Here is an 18144-nt window from a genome sequence, read left to right as displayed (position 1 = left end):
GATCCGGCAGCGCTCCGGCAGTGACAACGCGCACCGGCTGTCGGCGGAATCGGCCGCCGGCGGGACGGACGGGCTTCTCCCCCGCGGCCGGTCGGCGTATTCAGGAACAGCCCATCGTGACGATGCGGGAGAGACCGGGATCTTCCCAGCAGAGGGGACCCGGCGCCGACGGAGCAACCGCCCCGGAAACTCTCAGGCACCGGAACCGTGTCGTCAGGGCGATCTGGAGAGTGGTGCAGCGGGCTGAAACCGTGGGCACCCGCCGAAGGGGACGTCCGTGCCTCGCCTCGCCAGGGCGGGTCGGATCAAGCTCTCAGGCACCGGGACAGATGGGGCGCGCAACCGGCCGACCGCTCGAGGGCGGCCTCCACGCGTCCAGTCCCGGAGTCCAAGCTCATGACACACATCGCCGTGATCGGCGCCGGCATCACCGGCGTGACGACCGCCTACGCGCTCGCCCAGCGCGGCTACCGCGTCACCGTCCTCGACCGGCAGCGCTACGCCGCCATGGAGACCTCCTTCGCCAACGGCGGCCAGCTCTCGGCCTGCAACGCCGAGGTCTGGAACAAGCTCTCCACGGTGATGCAGGGCCTGCGCTGGATGCTGCGCCGGGACGCGCCGCTGCTGATGAATCCCAAGCCCTCCTGGCACAAGCTGTCCTGGATGGCCGAGTTCGTCCGCGAGATCGCCCATTACCGCGCCAACACGGTCGAGACCGTGCGGCTGGCACTGAAGGCCCGGGAGGCCCTGTTCGCCATGGCCGAGGCCGAGGGGATCGACTTCGACCTGAAGACCCGCGGCATCCTGCACTTCTACCGGGACCGGGCGAGCTTCGAGAAGGCGACCGTCGTCAACGCCCTGCTGCGGGAGGGCGGCCTGGAGCGCTACGCCGTGACCCCGGAGGAGATCCGGGCGATCGAGCCGACCCTGGCCGGCCGCTACCACGGCGGCTTCTTCACCCCCTCGGACGCCACCGGCGACATCCACAAATTCACCCGCGGCCTCGCGGCCGCCTGCGCCCGCAAGGGCGTCCGCTTCGTCCAGGACGCCAGCGTCGAGACGATCGCGCCGGGGGAGGGGGGCTACGCGGTTCGCTGGCGCGAAGCGGGCCGGCCGGCCGGCGACGCGCGGGTCCTGCGGGCCGACGCGGTGGTGGTCTGCGCGGGCTGCGCCAGCCGGCACTTCGCGGCGATGCTGGGCGACCGGGTCAACGTCTACCCGGTGAAGGGCTACTCGATCACCGTGAACCTGCTGACCCCGGAGGCGCAGGCGGCGGCTCCGGAGGTGAGCATCCTCGACGAGGCGGCCAAGATCGTCACCAGCCGCCTCGGCGACGAGCGCCTGCGGGTCGCCGGCACCGCCGAGTTCAACGGCTTCAACCGCGACATCCGCCACGACCGGATCGAGCCGCTGGTCGACTGGACCCGCGAGCAATTCCCGTTGGTCGATACCGACCGGGTGGTGGCCTGGAGCGGCCTGCGGCCGATGCTGCCGAGCATGCTGCCCAAGGTCGGCCGCGGCCGACTGCCCGGAATCTTCTACAACACCGGGCACGGCCATCTCGGCTGGACCCTCTCGGGCGCCAGCGCCGAGCTCGTCGCCGGGGCGGTCGCCGCCGAGCACGCCCCGGAGCCGACGATCCTGCCGCTCGCGGCCTGACCCAAGTCTCCGAAGGGCCCGAGGCCCTTCGGCAGGTTGTCAGGGCGGAGCCCTGACGCGCAGCGCGGCGCGCCGTCCCATCCTCGAACAGGGGGCGCGCCGTCGAAGATTATTTTGTATTCTCTTTCCGAACCACCCCGGAACCCGAGCCGCGATGCCCTCGTCTCCCGCCTATCTCGACCCCGCGACCGGGGCGACCTACCCGATCGAGACGCCGCGCTGGCGCTCCGAGACGGGCGGTCCGCTGATGATCACCGACCTGCCGGGAATCGGGCGGGCGGAGATCGACACGGACCGGCGCTCCCTCTGGCGCTACGCCGCCGCCCTGCCGGTGGCGGTGTCCGACCCGGTCTCGCTGGGCGAGGGCTGCACCCCGCTGGTGCGACGGCCCTGGCGGGGCGGCCACGCCCATTTCAAGCTCGAGTGGTTCGCGCCCTCGGGCAGCTTCAAGGACCGGGGCGCGTCCGTGATGCTGTCGATCCTGCGGCAGCAGGGGATCGACGCGGTGCTGGAGGATTCCTCCGGGAACGGCGGCGCCGCGGTGGCGACCTACGCGGCCGCCGCCGGGATGCGGGCCAAGATCCTGGTCCCGGCCTCGACCTCGCCGGCCAAGACCGTCCAGATGCGGGCCGCCGGTGCCGAGGTCGAGCTGATCCCCGGCACCCGCCAGGACACGGCCGACGCCGCGGTCGGCCAAGCGGAGTCGATCTTCTACGCCAGCCACAACTGGCAGGCCCACTTCCTCCAGGGCACCAAGACGCTGGCCTACGAACTGTGGGAGGATCTGGGCTTCACCGCGCCCGACGCCGTGATCATCCCGTGCGGGGCCGGCAGCAACATCCTCGGCTGCGACATCGGCTTCTCGGAGCTGCTGCGCCGGGGGGCGATCGCCCGCCTGCCGCGGCTCTACGCGGTCCAGCCGGCCCACTGCGCCCCCCTGCACGCGGGTTTCGAGGCCGGCGCGGAGGATTTCGTGCCGGTGACGCCCCGCCCGACCCTCGCGGAGGGCGCCTCGATCGCCCGGCCGGTCCGCGGCCGGGAGGTGCTGGCGGCCCTCCGCCGGTCCGGCGGCGGCACCGTAGCGGTCTCCGAGGACGCCATCGAGGCGGCCCTGATGGAACTCGCCCGCTCGGGCCTCTACGTCGAGCCGACCTGCGCCATGGCGGCGGCGGCGCTCACCGACCTCACCGCGCGCGGCGCGATCCGGCCCGACGAGACCACCGTGGTGGTGCTGACCGGTACCGGCATCAAGGCCACGCCGCGCATCGCCGAGCTTCTGGGCCTCGCCCCGTAATCCGGCCCCCCGCCACGAGATCCGCACGCGTTCAGGAGGACACACCATGCGCAACAACATCCCCGCCACCGTCGGGATGCCGGTCGAGGAGGTGGACACCCCCTGCCTGCTGGTCGACCTCGACGCCCTCGAGCGCAACGTCGACACGCTCGGACGCTTCATGAAGGCGCACGGCCTGCGCCACCGGGCGCACGCCAAGACCCACAAGTCGTCCGACATCACGGTCCTGCAGATGGAGCGGGGCGGCGCCTGCGGCGTCTGCTGCCAGAAGGTCAGCGAGGCCGAGGCGCTGGTGAGCGCCGGCATCCGCGACGTGCTGGTCTCCAACCAGGTGGTGGCGCCGAAGAAGATCGAGCGCCTCGCGGCGCTCGCCACCCGGGCGCGGGTGCTGGTCTGCGTCGACGACCTCGGCAACGTCGACGACCTCTCGGCGGCGGCGGTCCGGTACGGTGTCACCCTCGAGTGCCTCGTGGAGATCGACGTCGGCGCCGGCCGCTGCGGCGTCGCGCCGGGCGAGCCCGCCGTGGCGATCGCGAAGAAGATCGCGGGGGCGCCGGGCCTGCGCTTCGCGGGCCTGCAGGCCTACCAGGGCAAGGCCCAGCACGTGCGCGATTTCGGCGAGCGGAAGGCCCTGATCCAGACGGCGATCGACGAGACGAAGCGCACCGTCGACCTGCTCAAGGCCGAGGGACTCGACTGCGCCATCGTGGCGGGGGCCGGCACCGGCAGCTTCGCCATGGAGGGCGGCAGCGGCGTCTACAACGAGCTGCAATGCGGCTCCTACGTCTTCATGGACGCCGACTACCAGCGGGTGAAGGACGCGGACGGGCGGCCGATCGCGGAGTTCGAGAACAGCCTGTTCATCTACACGGCGATCATGAGCAAGGCGAAGGCGGACGTCGCGATCTGCGATGCCGGCCTGAAGGCGCAGAGCATCGACAGCGGCCTGCCGGTGGTCTTCGGCCGGGACGACGTGGAGTACGTCAAGTGCTCGGACGAGCACGGGGTGATCAGCGATCCCGGCAACGTGCTGAAGCTCAACGAGCGCCTGAAGCTGATCCCCGGCCATTGCGACCCGACGGTCAACGTCTACGACTGGTACGTGGGCGTGCGGAACGGCCGCGTCGAGGCGATCTGGCCGGTCACCGCCCGCGGCATGACCCTGTAGGGTATTCCGAAGGGCCGAGGCCCTTCGGCGGGGCGGCGGGGCGGCGCCCCGACATCGGGCTCCGCCCGATACCCGCGAAAGGTCTCGACCTTTCGAAACCATGACTCGGGAGGTCCCTGAATCCATGCGCTTCATCTCCGAGGAGGACTCCGCCGCCCTGGTCGATCACGCCCTGGCGTTCGACGCGGCCCGCGAGGCGCTGATCGCCGCGGTGGCGCCAGGGACCACCCTGTTCCCGGCGGTGCTCGGCCACGGCTCGGAGCCGGCCAACCGGTTCTCGATCAAGTCGGGCTCGACCGCCGATTATGCGGGCCTGAAGGTCGGCTCGTTCTGGCCCGGCAACCCGGACCGGGGCCTGCCGCGGCACAATTCGGTGATCCTGCTGTTCGACCAGGCCGTCGGCCGGGTCGACACGGTGATCGAGGCCGGGCGGGTGAACGCGTACCGGACCGCCGCCGCCGACGCGGTGGCGGCGAGCGTCCTGGCGCGGCCGGATTCGGCGGTGCTCGCCGTGTTCGGGGCCGGCAACCAGGCCGAGTTCGAGTGCGCGGCGCTGGCCCGGATCCTGCCGATCCGGACGGTGCTGGTCGTTGCCCGGGATGCCGCCAAGGTCGCGGGCTTTGCCGAGCGCCTGGCGGGGCAGGGGGCCTCGGGGATCGACGTGCGGGCGGCCGCGCCCCGGGAGGCCTGCGCGGCGGCCGACGTGATCGTCACGGCGACGCCGGCCCGCGCGCCGCTGTTCGAGGCCGACTGGGTCCGCCCCGGCACGCACGTCGCCGCCATGGGCGCGGACGCGAAGGGCAAGCAGGAGCTGCCCCCCGCCCTGCTGGAGCGGGCGGCCCTGTTCTGCGACCTGCCGGAGCAGTCGCGCACCATCGGCGAGTTCCAGCACGCCTCCGCGGACGCCCAGGCCGGAATGCGGGCGCTCGGCGACGTGCTCCGGAGCGGGGAGGGGGGCCGGACGGATCCGGAGGCGATCACCGTGTTCGATTCCTCCGGCATCGCCCTGCAGGACCTGACCATCGCCCGGGCGATCCTCGCCAAAGCCGACGCGCGCCTGTAGGGGGAGGCCGGCGCCGGCCCTCCCCGCCCCGGCGGAGGACGGCATGCAGGACAGGCAGATCCGGGTCATCGGCATCGGCACGGGCGATCCCGAGCACCTGACCCTCCAGGCGGTGCGGGCGCTCGCCGACGTCGACGCGGTGTTCGTCCTCGACAAGCGCGCCGAGACCGCCGACCTCGTCGAGATCCGCCGCCGGATCTGCGCGGCCCATATCCGAAAACCCCACCGGGTCGTCACGGTCGAGGACCCGCCCCGGGAGCGCCGCCCGGCCGATTACGGACGCACCGTCGAGGCCTGGCACGCGGCCCGGGCCGAGCGGCTGGAGGCGGCCTTCGCGGCCCATCTCGGGGCCGGGGAGGTGGGGGCGATCCTGGCCTGGGGGGACCCGGCCCTCTACGACAGCGTGCTCCGCATCCTCGACCACATCCTGGCCCGCGGGCGCGTGCCGTTCCGGCGCCTCGTCGTGCCCGGGCTGTCCAGCGTGCAGGTCCTCGCCGCCCGCCACGGCGTGCCGCTGAACGGCATCGGCGGGTCGGTGCTGATCACCACCGGCCGGCGCCTCGCCGCGGGGTGGCCGGCGGAGGCGGAGAGCGTCGTGGTGATGCTCGACGGCGACCCGGCCTTCGCGCATCTCGACCCGGACCTGACGATCTACTGGGGCGCCTATCTCGGCAGCCCGGACGAGATCCTGGTCTCGGGCCGGCTGGGCGACGCGGGCGAGGAGATCCGCCGGGTCCGCGCCGAGGCCCGGGCCCGGCACGGCTGGATCATGGACATCTACCTGCTGCGCCGTGACCGCGCCGCCACGGACAGGACCGGCGCGGCCGGCTAGACCGCCGCCATGCTGCGCCTGCGGGACTACCAGCGCGCCAGCCTCGACGCGCTCTCGGCCGCCTGGGCGCGGGGAGGGGCGGACGACGCGGCGCCCGGCCACCTGATCGTGCTGCCCACCGGGGCCGGCAAGGCGCTCGTGATCGCGGCCCTCGCCCGGGAGACCCTGGAGGAGAACCCCCTCGCCCGGGTGGCGATCGTCACCCACAGCCGCGAACTGGTCGCCCAGAATTTCTCCGAGCTGACCCGGTCCTGGCCGGAGGCGCCGGCCGGGATCTTCTCGGCCGGGCTCCGGCGGCGGGAGGCCGGGGCGCAGGTGCTGGTCTGCGGCATCCAGTCGGTGGCCGACCGGCTCGACATGGTGGGCCCGCGCGACCTCGTGATCGTCGACGAGGCCCACCTGATCCCCCGCGCCGCCGACACCCGCTACGGCCGCTTCCTGGCGGGCCTGCGCGCGCGGACCCCCGGGCTGCGGGTGGCGGGCTTCACCGCGACGCCCTACCGGCTCGATTCGGGCCGGCTCGACGAAGGCGAGCACCGGCTGTTCTCCGGCATCGCCTACGAGGCCGACACGTTCACGCTGATCCGGCGCGGCTTCCTGGCGCCCCTCGTCTCCAAGGCGACCCTCACCCAGCTCGACGTCTCGGGCGTCGGCCGGCGCGGGGGCGACTACATCCCGGGCGAGTTGGAGGCGGCGGTCAACCGCGACTGGATCACCCGGGCGGCGGTCGCGGAGCTCGCGGAGTACGGGCGCGCCCGCCGGGCCTGGCTCGCCTTCTGCGCCGGCCTCGCCCACGCGGAAGCCGTGCGCGACGCGGTGCGGGCGGAGGGGTATTCCTGCGAGAGCGTCTCGGGCGAGACACCCCGCCGGGAGCGCGACCGGATCGTGGCGGCGTTCCGGGCCGGACAGATCCGCTGCCTGACCTCGGTGGGCGTGCTCGGGACCGGTTTCAACGTGCCCGAGGTCGATCTCGTGGCGCTGCTGCGCCCGACCCGCAGCACCGGCCTCTACGTGCAGCAGGTCGGCCGGGCGCTGCGCTGCGCGCCCGGCAAGGAGAACGCTCTGATCCTCGACTACGCCGGTCTGGTGCGGATGCACGGGCCCGTGGACGCCGTGACGGTCCGGAGCGCCACCCAGGGACTGGGCGGGGCAGGGGCCCCGCGCGCCAAGCCCTGCCCCGGCTGCGGCGCCCTGATCGCGCTGAACGCCTCCACCTGCGAGGCGTGCTGGACCGAGCCGGAGGCGGACGCGGACACCGAGGCCCCGCACGAGGCCGCCGCCGACGACGAGCTGGCGATCCTCTCGGCGGATCCCGGGCTGCCCGGTCCCGAGCCGGCGGGCCCTGCCCCGGTAGCGGAGGCCGGCGGGCAGGAGGCTGCTCGACAGGAGGCCGCCTGGCATCCGGTCACGGCCCTGAAGCTGGAGGCCGCACCCGACGGGCTCGACCTCGTCCTCGGCTGGCGGGACGGCCCCGCCGAGGCGGCGTGGCGGGTCCGCCTGCGGCCCGAACGCAGCGGCTACGAGCGGGAGAAGGCGGTGTCCTGGTGGCGCGGCCTCGGCGGCGGCCGGGACGCGCCGATGAGCGCCGCAGAATTCCTGGAGCGCGCCGCGCTCCTGGCCCGGCCGGCCTCGATCCGGATCCGGCCGGGCCGGCTGTCGGAGCATATCGACTGTCGGACCCGGGACGGCCGGATCCTCGGCGACGTGCGCCGCCTGGGCGGGCGCGCCGCGTGAGGCGGCGCGAGTCGCGGCGGGGAGGGGGCTCGGACCGCCCTCGCCCGATCCGGATGCCGCCGAGCCGAGCGGGCCTCGACGCCGGGTCGCACCGCCCGGATCCGGAGGCGGCCGGAGACGTGATCCCATCCGGGCTCGCAGCCGGCGGATCACAGCGGCTCAGCCGGCGGACCACCCCTCACCCAACCCGATCTGCTCGTTGCATTCCATAATATATCTTATGCGAACGACTGGGGCGGGTGTGGGGCTGGGTTGTCGGGTGTCTGGGCGCCTCGGCCCGGAGGCCGCGTGGTTGGATCAGGGCTGCTGATCGGACGTCAGGTCGAGGCCGCAGGGATGAAATGCCGCGCCGCCGGCGGGCATGTTCGGCTCCGACCCGGGCCGCGACGCGCCCGTCGTCGCGCGCGACGCGGCGAGATCGCCACGACGGTCGTGGGGACGAAGGGGCCTACGGGCGCCGACGGGCGCCGAAGTCCGACGCTCCCGGGCAGGGCGGTCGGGTCAGGGGTCGGAGGCCCCTCCCCGCGGCGGATGGACTGGAACGACGCACGGCCGAGCGCTGCCGCGGCGCTCGGCTAGCTCAGTGTCGCGCGCGGTGGCTGCCCGGCTCTTCGGGCGTCACCGCCCGCGAACCGGGCGGCGGCGATCCCCGACGCGCCCGGCGCGGTCCTGTCCGCGCGGGCGAGGGCACCTGCGCGTCCGGCCGGGCTCACCGGTCCCCTGCCCTGCCTGTCTGACGGCTCCCGAGCCGGAAGGCCGACCCGGCGGGGCCACCCCGGCCGGCGGTGCGCGCACCGCGTCAGCGCATCACCGACACGCTGGTCAGCCAGAGCCGGCAGAGCCGCGGCCAGAGGGCGACCGGCGCTTCCGACCGGCCGATCCCGAAACCGTGGCCGCCGACCGCGAAGCGGTGGTACTCGACCGGCACGCCCGCTTCGCGGCAGGCCGCGTCCAGGATGCGGCTGTGCTCCGGGCTGATGACCGCGTCGTCGTCCGCCTGCACGAGGAACAGCGTCGGGCAGCCGGACCGGATATGGGTCTGGAGCGACCAGTCCCGGCTCGCCGCCGGGCTCGGGGTCTCGCCGACGAGGGAGCGCCGGGTGGTCGTGCGGTCGTAGGGCGGCTCCAGGCTCACCACGGGGTAGATCAGCGTCGCGAAGTCGGGCCGCGCCGACAGGTCGTCGGCCGCGTCGACGGGCTCGTAGGCCCGGAACGCGGAGCGCGCGGCGACGAGGCCGCCGAGGTGCCCGCCTGCGGAGAAGCCGAGCACGCCGACGCGGGCCGGGTCGATCCGGAAGCGCGCGGCCGCGGCGCGGATCAGGCGCAGGGCCCGCTGCCCGTCCTGGAGCGGCGCCAGGGGGCCCGCCGCCCAGCCCTCGCCCGGAAGGCGGTAGGTGAGCACGAAGGCCGTGATGCCCTGCGCGGCGAGCCAGAGCGCGGCGGGGAGCGCCTCCTTGACCATCCCGATCCGGGCGTAGCCGCCACCGCCGGCGACGAGGACCGCCGCGCCGGTCGGCGTCTCCGGGGCGTACACCTCCAGGACCGGCACGGCGACGTTCTTCACGGCGCCGCTGTCATCGCGGACCGGCGGACCCTGCGGACCGCCGCCGCCCGGCGGCTCGCCCGGCCAGAGCGGGATCCGCTCCGGTGCCCCGACGGCGTCGGCGCCCCGCGCCGACAGGACGGCCGAACCCGCGGCCAGGGTGAGGAGCAGAGAGCGGCGGTCGGGCACGAAACCGGTCATGGGCCCCCTCGCGACGGGCGCGGTCCCGTGCGGCCCGGTAGGCAAGACCGCCGTGCCGGATCGGTTCCCGGTCGGGCGCCGGTCCGGGTCTATAGGACCCGCGGCAGCAGTCGGCCGAGGAGATCCCGGCCCGGGAACCGGACCGGCGGCATCCGCAGCGCCGGCGCCGGCTCATCGCCGGGGATCGGCCCCTCGGCGAAGCGGGCCCCGGCGGACCAGAACCCGTCCCGCCGCGTGCCGATCATGCCGAGCCCGACGGGTTCCCGCGCCGCGTCGGGGCGCAGCCGTCCCGCCGCCCAGACGCGCTGCCAGCACCGGCGCCGCGACAGGTCGGCGTCCCGCCAGCCCAGCCGCGCGTAGCCGGCCGCCGCGAAGACCCGGTCCCCGGCAAAGTCCTCCGGAATCCAAACCCAGCTCGAGAACACGTGGACCGTGTCGGCGCGGAAGCCGGCCGGGTCCACCGCCCGCGTGTAGGCGCTCAGAGCCGTCGCCCGGTGCCGGCCGACATGCCGGCGCAGGCGCCCCGGCAGCGCCAGCGCCTCCGGGAAGGCGGCGGCGTCGAGGCGGGTCGGCGCCGCGCCGCGCTCCAGCGCGTAGACGCTGTCCACGAGGTGCATCCAGGGTTCGAGATCGACCTCCCAGGCCTGCTCCACCGGCGCGAACCGGCGGACCCGTCCCTCGATCAGCCGGTCGGCGACGCGTCGGGCGGGCTCGGGAACCCAGTCCGGCCCGGCCTCGGTCACGCGGAGCAGCGTCGAGGGCCCGTGCGCCCGGACCGCCTCGGCCAAGCGGGCGAAATCGGCCTCGGGCTCGTCGCGGCCGACCTTGCGCACCAGGATCTTCGACCCGTCGGCGAGTTCGTCCAGCAGCTTGCGCTTGAGATGGGCCAGCCGACCGTACTCCCGCTCAAGCAGCACCTCCGGCTCGATCGAGCCGGCCGGATGCCCGGTATTCGCCCAGATGTTGTAGGCGACGCTGTGGCAGTAATAGGTGCCGCCGGAACTCACGGAGAGCCGCAGGTCGCCCGGCACGCCGAAATCCGCGAAGCCGCAGCGCAGGCCGCGGATCAGATCCTCCAGGGGCGTGTAGGAGAAGCGCAGCAGGCCGGAGGGCTCGACCCCGCCGTAGCGCTGCACGAACCCGAACTCGCAATTGTCGCCGAGGCTCCGAAAGGCGTGGAGCCGTTCGGCGAGGAGCGCCGCCGTCGTCCTGTTCTCGGTCACTGCATCCGCTCTGTCTCGCGCCCTGTCTCGCGCCCTGTCTCGCGCCCTGTCTCGCGCCCTGTCCCGCGCCCTGTCTCGCGCCCTGTCCCGCGCCCTGTCCCGCGATCTGTCTCGCCGCACCCGTCGCGCCCGGATCGCGACGGGGTAGGGCCATTGTCCGGCTCCCGCCCGGTCGGGGCGCGCGCCACGCTCAGCCGGGCGGGGGCGCCTCCAGGGGCGCCTCCGGGGTTCCTTCCAGGGGCACCTCCAGGCGGAAGCAGGCGCCCTTCTCCCGGGCCGGGATCGTCAGGCTGCCGCCGAGCTGGCGCGTGAGGCTGCCGACCACCCGCATGCCCAGGCTCTTCGAGCTGCGCCCGATCTCGAACCCCGTCGGAAGGCCGATCCCGTCGTCGGCAACCTCGACCACGAGCCCCTCGGGCCGCCGCTCGGCGCGGACCCGGATCTCGCCGCCCGCCGGGTGCGTCCCGGCCGGGTAGGCGTATTTCAGCGCGTTGGTGACGAGTTCGTTGACCAGGAGGCCGATGGGGATCGCCCGGTCGGCCGAGATCCGCTGCGGGCAGGCCGTGCAGGCGAGCCGCTGGCCCGGAACGCCGCTGGCGAGGTTGGCCACCAGCTTCTCCAGGAAGGGCGCGAGGTCGAGCTCGCCCGGAACCCCCTCCCCTTCACCCTCGACCGCATCGCCCTGCCGCCAGAGCTGGTCGTGGACGCCCGCGATCGCCTCGACGCGGCTGCGCGCGTCCGCCAGGGCCGCCTGCACGGCCGGGTCCTCGGCGGCCCGGGCCTGCAGGGCGAGGAGGCTCGCCACGATGGCGAGGCTGTTCTTGACCCGGTGGCTCATCTCGCGGGCGAGCAGGTCCTGCCGGGCGAGGGCGGCCCGCAGCAGGCTCTCGGTGCGCTGGCGCTCGATGGCGCCGCCGAGCAGGTTGGCGAAGCCCTGCATGAAGGCGATGTCGGCCTCCGCGAACATGCCCTCGCGGGTGTCGTCCACCTCCAGCACGCCGAAGGCGCCGTCCCGGTTCTCGATCAGCACGTTGATCGCCCGGCGGATGCCGTGCTCGGCCATGAGCTGCGGCGTGCGGAACCGGGTCTCGTCCGCGAGGTGGTTGGAGATCACAGGCCGACCGGTCTTGAGGGCGAATCCGGCCGGGGAGGCGAGATCGGCCCCGATCCGGGCCTTGCCGATCACGTCGGGCCCCCAGCCGACACCGGCCCGGACCAGCAGGGTGTCGGCGCCGCGCCGATATTCCAGGGCCTTGCAGAACTCGGCGCCCATGCCCTGCGCGCACAGTTCCGCGGCCCGCTGCAGCAGGTGGTCGACATCGGTGCCGCGCAGGGCCTCGACACCGAACTCCGACAGGATCGCCTGCTGGCGCAGGCGATAGTCGAGATCGGGCGGCGCGGGCGCGCGGCGCGGCTCGGGGCTCGGTTCCACTTCGGTCTGGTCGGTCTGCGGAGTCATGGAGGGCGGCAGGGTAGCAGGAAGGTGGCCCCGGCGCGAAGCGTCGTCGCCCGGAGGAGCGCACCCGTCCTCGCACCCGTCGCCGCGAGTGTCGTCGTACGTGTCGTCGCACGTGTCGTCGCACCCCGGCGGCCGCCCGGACCCCCCGGCCCCGTACGGCGTTCGTCCGTCGAGCACGCTTCGACGGACGCGTGGAGAAACGCGCGGAGGAACGCACGCATGGCCGACGACCTGAACGGACTCTCCGACAAGGCGCTCTCGATCCTCGCCTTCGCGGCCTATCACCGGCTCGTCAGCGGCGAGACGGTCACCTCGGTGATCCGCCGTGACGGCGCCGGCCACGAGGCCGACCCGGAGGGCGTGAAGGAGCTGGAGGGGCGCGGCCTCGTCACCGCCGGCGAGAGCGCCATCGACCTCGGCGAGACCGCGCAGGCGGCGGTCGAGACGATGGTCGCAGCCCTGCGCCGGGAGGTCGGCCGCTGAGTGCGGCATCCCGGCCGTGGAAACCCGGGAACGCGCCCGCCGCCGGACGCCTTTCCCCGCATCCAAGCCCTCATCCACGATGGAGACGCGCATGACCGCCAAGGCGAAGGTGAAGACCGGGGACGACGTCACCTACAAATGGGGCAAGGGCACCGTCTCGGGTGAGGTGACCAAGGTCCACACGCGGGACGTGGAGAAGACGATCAAGGGCAACACGGTGAAGCGCGAAGCCTCGAAGGCCGAGCCCGCCCTCGAGATCAAGACCGCCAAGGGCAAGACCGTGCTGAAATCGACCTCGGAGGTCCGGGTCAAGTCGGCGTAAGCGCGCAACCCTCGCGTGCCGTGATCTTGCGCACATCGCTTTCTGCTTAAGGTCTCGCCGGGCGCGTGGCGGCGGCTATCTGTAACGGTTCCAGCCTTAGAAGCCGGGACCCCCGCATGACCATTCCCCTCAGGCTCACCCTGAACGGGCAGCCGCGCGAGATCGCCCTCGACGATCCGCGCGTCACCCTCCTCGATCTCCTGCGCGAGCGCCTCGGTCTGACGGGCGCCAAGAAGGGCTGCGACCGCGGCCAGTGCGGCGCCTGCACGGTCCTGGTGGACGGGCGCCGGATCAACAGCTGCCTGACCCTCGCCGCGAGCCTCGACGGCGCCGAGGTGCTGACCATCGAGGGGCTCGCCGAGGGCGACCGGCTGCACCCGGTCCAGGCGGCCTTCATCGCCCATGACGGCTTCCAGTGCGGCTTCTGCACGCCGGGCCAGATCATGAGCGCGGTCGGCCTGATCCGCGAGGGCCACGCCGGCACCGATCCGGAGCGCATCCGCGAGGGCATGAGCGGCAATCTCTGCCGCTGCGGCGCCTACGCGGGGATCCTGGACGCCGTGCAGGACGCGGCCGCCCGGACCTCGGAGCAGCGGGAGGACGCGGCGTGAGGACCTTCGACTACATCCGCCCCGCGAGCGTGCCCGAGGCCGTGGCGGCCGGCCAGCAGCCGGGGACCGCCTTCCTCGCCGCCGGCACCAATCTCGTCGACCTGATGAAGGGCGGCGTCGCCACCCCGGAGCGGGTCGTCGACATCACCCGCCTCCCCGGCCTCTCGGCCATCGAGCGGCTGCCGGACGGCACCGCCCGGGTCGGGGCCCTGGTCCGCAACAGCGACCTCGCCCACGACCCGGCCTTCGCCAAGGCCTACCCGATGGTGGCCGAGGCCCTGCTGGCCGGCGCCTCGGCGCAGCTGCGCAACGCCGCCACGGTCGGCGGCAACCTGATGCAGCGCACCCGCTGCCAGTTCTTCACCGACGCGGTCTCGCCCTGCAACAAGCGCGCGCCCGGCTCAGGCTGCGCGGCCCTGGGGCACGCCACCCGCATCCACGCGGTCCAGGGCTGGAGCGAGCACTGCATCGCCACCCACCCGTCCGACTTCTGCGTGCCGCTCGCCGCCCTCGACGCGGTGGTCGAGATCGCCGGGCCGGACGGCGCCCGGGAGGTGCCGCTCACCGCGTTCCACCACCTCCCCGGCGACCACCCGGAGCGGGAGACCGACCTGCGGCCCGGCGAGCTGATCACCGCCCTGCGCCTGCCCCCGGAGGCGGCGTCCTTCCGGGGCAACGCCCGCTACCTCAAGGTCCGCGACCGCACCTCCTATGCCTTCGCGGTCGTCTCGGCGGCGGCCGCCCTCACCCTGGAGGCCGGGGGCCGGATCGGGCAGGCCCGACTCGCCCTGGGCGGGCTGGCGCTCAAGCCCTGGCGGGTGGCGGAGGCCGAGGCGGCGCTCGCCGGACAGGCACCCTCCCCCGAGGCCTTCGCGAAGGCCGCCGAGGCCGCGCTCGCCGGCGCCAAGCCCACCGGCGAGGCCAACGCCTTCAAGGTCGAGCTCGCCCGCCGGGTGGCGATCCGCGCGCTGACCCAGGCCGCCGCGGGCACGCCCGCCCGGATCCCGGCCCTCCCCGCCTCCCCGTTCGGCATCGTCTGACGCTGCCGACCGCTGGCTCGGGCGTGGCCGTCTTTGCGAGCGGAGCGAAGCAACCCAGCCGGCGCCACGCTTTCCAGCTTCGCGCTGCCCTGGGTCACTTCGCTTCGCTCGTGATGACGGAGCGGGTCACCGCAACTGAAGGCATCCCCCAAAACCCCTTGAGGAGACCCGCATGACCGCGACCTCCAAGCCATCGAACATGCCCGCCTCGAACCTCCCCGCCGGCGCGATCCGGCACGGCTCCAGCATCGGCCAGCCGCTGACCCGGCGCGACGGCCCCCTCAAGGTGACGGGCCAGGCCCGCTTCTCCGCCGACAACCTGCCCCCCGGAACCCTCCACGCGGCGCTCTGCGTCGCCTGGATCGCCCGCGGACGCGTCACCGGCCTCGACGTGGCCGCCGCCGAGGCGCATCCCGGCGTCGTCGCGGTGATGCGGCCGGGGCACGCCCCGACGCTCGCCAAGGACCCCGACGCCAAGGACGGGCCGTTCACGTTCCGCCTCGACCTCCTGCAGAACGACCGCGTCCGCTACGCCAACCAGCCCATCGCCGTGGTGATCGCCGAGACCCTGGAGGCGGCCACCGAGGGCGCCCGGCTGCTCGCCCCGACCTACGCGGCCGAGACGCCGCGGATCGGGCTCGATTCCGGCGAGGCCTTCACGCCGGATTCGGTCGGCGTCGGCGCACCGCCCGTCGAGACGGACGGCGACGTCGAGGCCGGACTCGCGGCCGCGTCCAAGACGGTCGCCGCCACCTACGAGACCCCGGCCCAGTATCACAACGCCATGGAGCCCCACGCGGCGGTGGCGAGCTGGGACGGGGACCGGCTGACGCTGTTCATGCCGACCCAGGCGCTCGCCATGTCGCAGGCAAGGCTCGCCGGGCTGTTCGGCATCGGCCCCGACGACATCCACATCGAGAGCCCCTATCTCGGCGGCGGCTTCGGCTCGAAGGGCGTCCCCGCCGGGCCGCAGGTGCTCGCCTGCATGGCGGCGAAGCTCGTCGGCAGGCCGGTGAAGCTCGTGCCGACCCGGACCCAGATGTACGGACCGATGGGCCATCGCGGGCCGACCCGGCAGACCCTCCGGCTCGGCGCTGACGCCTCCGGCAAGCTGACGGCCCTCGACCACCACATCCGCACCGCCTCGTCGAGCTTCGACGACTTCTTCGAGCCGGCGGGCCGGGCGACCAGCACCCTCTACGCGAGCCCGGCCATCGCCATCCGGCACGAGGCCGTGCGCCTCGACACCGGCACGCCGCTGTTCATGCGCGCGCCCGGCGAGGCGACCGGCAGCGTCGCCCTGGAGAGCGCGCTGGACGAGATGGCCCACGAACTCGGCATGGACCCGCTGGAGTTCCGGCTCGCCAACTACGCGGAGGTCGAGCCCATCACCGGCAAGCCGTTCTCCTCCAAGGCCCTGCGGGACTGCTACCGGCGCGGCGCCGAGGCCTTCGGCTGGGCCGGGCGGCCGCTCCGGCCCCGCCAGACCCGCGACCGGGACGGGTTCCTGGTCGGCACCGGCATGGGCACCGCCACCTTCCCGGCGCTGATCTTCGAGGGGATGGCCCGGGCCGAGATCCGCGCCGACGGCACCGGCACGGTGGAGCTCGGGGCGATCGACATGGGCCAGGGCTCGTGGACGGCGCTCGCCCAGATCGCCGCCGACGGGCTCGGGATCGGGATGGACGCCCTCACCTTCCGGATGGGCTCGTCCGACCTGCCGAATGCCGGCATCGCGGGCGGCTCGGGCCACACCGCCACGGCGGGCGGCGCGGTCCACGCGGCGGCCGCCGACGTGGTCCGGCAGCTCGCGGAGCTCGCCACCAACGATCCCGCCTCCCCGCTCTACGGCGCCGGCAACGCCGGCGTGACCGCCGCGGGCGGGCATCTGACCCGGCGCGACGACCCGGGCCGGAGCGAGTCCTTCACCGACATCCTCCGGCGGGCCGGCCGGTCGCGCATCGAGGGCCAGGGCAGGGCCGGCGCCGACCCGGCCGCGCAGGCCTCCTACGCCATGCACGCCCACGGCGCGGTCTTCGCCGAGGTGAAGGTCGATCCCGATCTCGGCCAGATCCGCGTGAGCCGCCTCGTCGGCGCCTTCGCGGCCGGCCGGGTGATCAACCCGCGCCTCGTCCAGAGCCAGTATTACGGCGGGATGATCTGGGGCCTGTCCTTCGCCCTGCACGAGCGGGCCGAGATGGATCCGCGCACCGGCCGGTTCCTCAACGACAACCTCGCCGAGTACCACGTGCCGGTGAACGCCGACGTGCCCGCCATGGAGGCGATCCTGGTCCACGAGGACGACGCGGTGGTGAACAACCTGGGCGTGAAGGGGGTCGGCGAGATCGGCATCACCGGCACGGTGGGCGCCATCGCCAACGCGGTCTGGCACGCCACCGGCGTGCGGGTCCGCGAGATGCCGATCACCCTCGACAAGCTGCTGGGCTGATCGAACGCGTCGGTCGCGTGGAACCGGTCCCGGGCGCGTCGCGCCGCCCAAGTTTTTTTAGTATGGGGCATGCCACCCGGCGGCCGGCGGCCGCCGCAGCAGCGCGGAGACCGGCATGCCCCTCACCAGCGACATCGGCGGCGTCGTCCCGATCGCGCCGACCCCGTTCCATCCGGACGGCCGGATCGACGAGGTCTCCCTCGACCGGATGACCGACTTCTTCGGGGCGGCCGGCGTCGACGGCCTGACGATCCTCGGCCAGCTCGGCGAGGCCGGCAAGCTCGACCACGCGGAGGGAATCGCCGTGGCGCGGCGCGTTCTCGGGCGCACCCGGCTGCCGGTGATCGTCGGCGTCACGGCGCCGGGCTTCGCGGCCATGCGGTCGCTCGCCCGGGAGGTGATGGAGCTGGGCGCGGCCGGCGTGATGATCGCGCCGCCCAACACGCTCCGCACCGACGACCAGGTGGTCGGCTATTTTCGGAATGCCGCCGAGGCCGTGGGCCCGGACGTGCCCTTCGTGCTTCAGGATTATCCCCTCACCTTCTCGGTCCAGATGACCCCCGGCGTGATCCGCCGGATCGTGTCGGAGAACCCCTCCTGCGTGATGCTCAAGCACGAGGACTGGCCGGGACTGGAGAAGATCTCGACGCTGCGCGGCTTCGAGGCGGACGGCTCGATGCGCCACATCTCCATCCTCGTGGGCAATGGCGGCCTGTTCCTCGATTTCGAGACCGAGCGCGGCGCCGACGGGGCCAATACCGGCTACGCCTTCCCGGAGATGCTGGTCGACGTGGTCCGCCTCGGCCGGGCCGGCCAGCGCGACGCCGCCCACGACCTGTTCGACGCCCACCTCCCCTATCTCCGCTACGAGCAGCAGCAGGGCCCGCTGGGGCTCGCGGTCCGCAAATACGTGTTCATGCGCCGGGGGATCTTCGCGTCCGACGCGCAGCGCAAGCCGTCGCAGGCGCTGACCGCGCAGGCGAAGGCCGAGGTCGAGTACCTGCTGGCCCGCCTCGCCCGCACCGACGCGCGGGCCCGGCTCGCGGCCTAGACCGCCCCCGCC

General features: G+C 73.9%; 15 protein-coding genes and 2 riboswitches. Of the genes, 12 read left to right on the top strand and 3 right to left on the bottom strand.

What is annotated here, in order from left to right; genetic code table 11:
- The first annotated feature begins 115 nt into the window (after positions 1 to 115).
- Positions 116 to 218: riboswitch (glycine riboswitch) on the top strand.
- A gap of 3 nt (positions 219 to 221) precedes the next feature.
- A riboswitch (glycine riboswitch) is annotated at positions 222 to 331 on the top strand.
- A gap of 65 nt (positions 332 to 396) precedes the next feature.
- From ACLBYE_RS10785 to ACLBYE_RS10760, 6 genes are all read left to right on the top strand, one after another.
- The gene (locus ACLBYE_RS10785) at positions 397 to 1659 is read left to right on the top strand and encodes a D-amino acid dehydrogenase (protein WP_447694178.1); all 1263 of its coding nucleotides are present in this window, start codon (positions 397 to 399) and stop codon (positions 1657 to 1659) included.
- Positions 1660 to 1813: 154 nt separating this feature from the next.
- Entirely contained in the window at positions 1814 to 2953 is a 1140-nt protein-coding gene (locus tag ACLBYE_RS10780) for a pyridoxal-phosphate dependent enzyme (RefSeq protein ID WP_447694177.1), read from the top strand.
- A gap of 46 nt (positions 2954 to 2999) precedes the next feature.
- Entirely contained in the window at positions 3000 to 4121 is a 1122-nt protein-coding gene (locus tag ACLBYE_RS10775) for a DSD1 family PLP-dependent enzyme (protein ID WP_447694176.1), read from the top strand.
- A gap of 124 nt (positions 4122 to 4245) precedes the next feature.
- Positions 4246 to 5184 (top strand): ornithine cyclodeaminase family protein, encoded by a 939-nt coding sequence (locus ACLBYE_RS10770; RefSeq protein ID WP_447694175.1) that lies wholly within the window; start codon positions 4246 to 4248, stop codon positions 5182 to 5184.
- Positions 5185 to 5227: 43 nt separating this feature from the next.
- A complete protein-coding gene (gene cobF / locus ACLBYE_RS10765; RefSeq protein ID WP_447694174.1) occupies positions 5228 to 6016 on the top strand; it encodes a precorrin-6A synthase (deacetylating) in 789 nt (262 codons plus the stop codon).
- A gap of 9 nt (positions 6017 to 6025) precedes the next feature.
- The gene (locus ACLBYE_RS10760) at positions 6026 to 7750 is read left to right on the top strand and encodes a DEAD/DEAH box helicase (RefSeq protein WP_447694173.1); all 1725 of its coding nucleotides are present in this window, start codon (positions 6026 to 6028) and stop codon (positions 7748 to 7750) included.
- A 799-nt stretch (positions 7751 to 8549) separates the two neighbouring features.
- On the opposite strand, the gene ACLBYE_RS10755 is transcribed toward ACLBYE_RS10760, so the two are convergent.
- The 3 genes from ACLBYE_RS10755 to ACLBYE_RS10745 form a co-directional block, all read right to left on the bottom strand.
- Complete coding sequence (locus tag ACLBYE_RS10755; RefSeq protein WP_447694172.1) at positions 8550 to 9494, bottom strand: alpha/beta hydrolase; 945 nt, start codon at positions 9492 to 9494, stop codon at positions 8550 to 8552.
- Between the two features lie 89 nt (positions 9495 to 9583).
- On the bottom strand, positions 9584 to 10717 hold the full coding sequence (locus tag ACLBYE_RS10750; protein WP_447694171.1) for a hypothetical protein: 1134 nt from the start codon (positions 10715 to 10717) through the stop codon (positions 9584 to 9586).
- A gap of 190 nt (positions 10718 to 10907) precedes the next feature.
- Positions 10908 to 12176 carry a sensor histidine kinase gene (locus tag ACLBYE_RS10745; protein ID WP_447694170.1) on the bottom strand — a complete coding sequence of 423 codons (1269 nt, stop codon included), beginning with the start codon at positions 12174 to 12176 and terminating at the stop codon, positions 10908 to 10910.
- 219 nt (positions 12177 to 12395) lie between these two features.
- Here ACLBYE_RS10745 and ACLBYE_RS10740 point away from each other — a divergent pair, with 219 nt between their 5' ends.
- From ACLBYE_RS10740 to ACLBYE_RS10715, 6 genes are all read left to right on the top strand, one after another.
- Complete coding sequence (locus ACLBYE_RS10740) at positions 12396 to 12659, top strand: hypothetical protein (RefSeq protein ID WP_103985056.1); 264 nt, start codon at positions 12396 to 12398, stop codon at positions 12657 to 12659.
- Positions 12660 to 12750: 91 nt separating this feature from the next.
- Positions 12751 to 12981, top strand: a complete 231-nt coding sequence (locus tag ACLBYE_RS10735; protein ID WP_447694169.1) for a DUF2945 domain-containing protein — start codon at positions 12751 to 12753, stop codon at positions 12979 to 12981.
- Positions 12982 to 13097: 116 nt separating this feature from the next.
- On the top strand, positions 13098 to 13592 hold the full coding sequence (locus ACLBYE_RS10730) for a (2Fe-2S)-binding protein (protein ID WP_210035279.1): 495 nt from the start codon (positions 13098 to 13100) through the stop codon (positions 13590 to 13592).
- Positions 13589 to 14632, top strand: coding sequence for an FAD binding domain-containing protein (locus ACLBYE_RS10725; RefSeq protein ID WP_447694168.1), 1044 nt, complete (start codon positions 13589 to 13591; stop codon positions 14630 to 14632). Before ACLBYE_RS10730 ends, ACLBYE_RS10725 begins: the two co-directional genes overlap by 4 nt.
- 172 nt (positions 14633 to 14804) lie before the next feature.
- The gene (locus tag ACLBYE_RS10720) at positions 14805 to 17081 is read left to right on the top strand and encodes a xanthine dehydrogenase family protein molybdopterin-binding subunit (protein ID WP_447694167.1); all 2277 of its coding nucleotides are present in this window, start codon (positions 14805 to 14807) and stop codon (positions 17079 to 17081) included.
- A 115-nt stretch (positions 17082 to 17196) separates the two neighbouring features.
- Positions 17197 to 18132 (top strand): dihydrodipicolinate synthase family protein, encoded by a 936-nt coding sequence (locus ACLBYE_RS10715; RefSeq protein ID WP_447694166.1) that lies wholly within the window; start codon positions 17197 to 17199, stop codon positions 18130 to 18132.
- The last annotated feature ends 12 nt before the right edge of the window (positions 18133 to 18144 follow it).

The organism is Methylobacterium sp. A52T (assembly GCF_053346095.1).
Note: the sequence above shows the minus strand (reverse complement) of the source record. Positions and strands in the feature narration are given on the sequence as shown.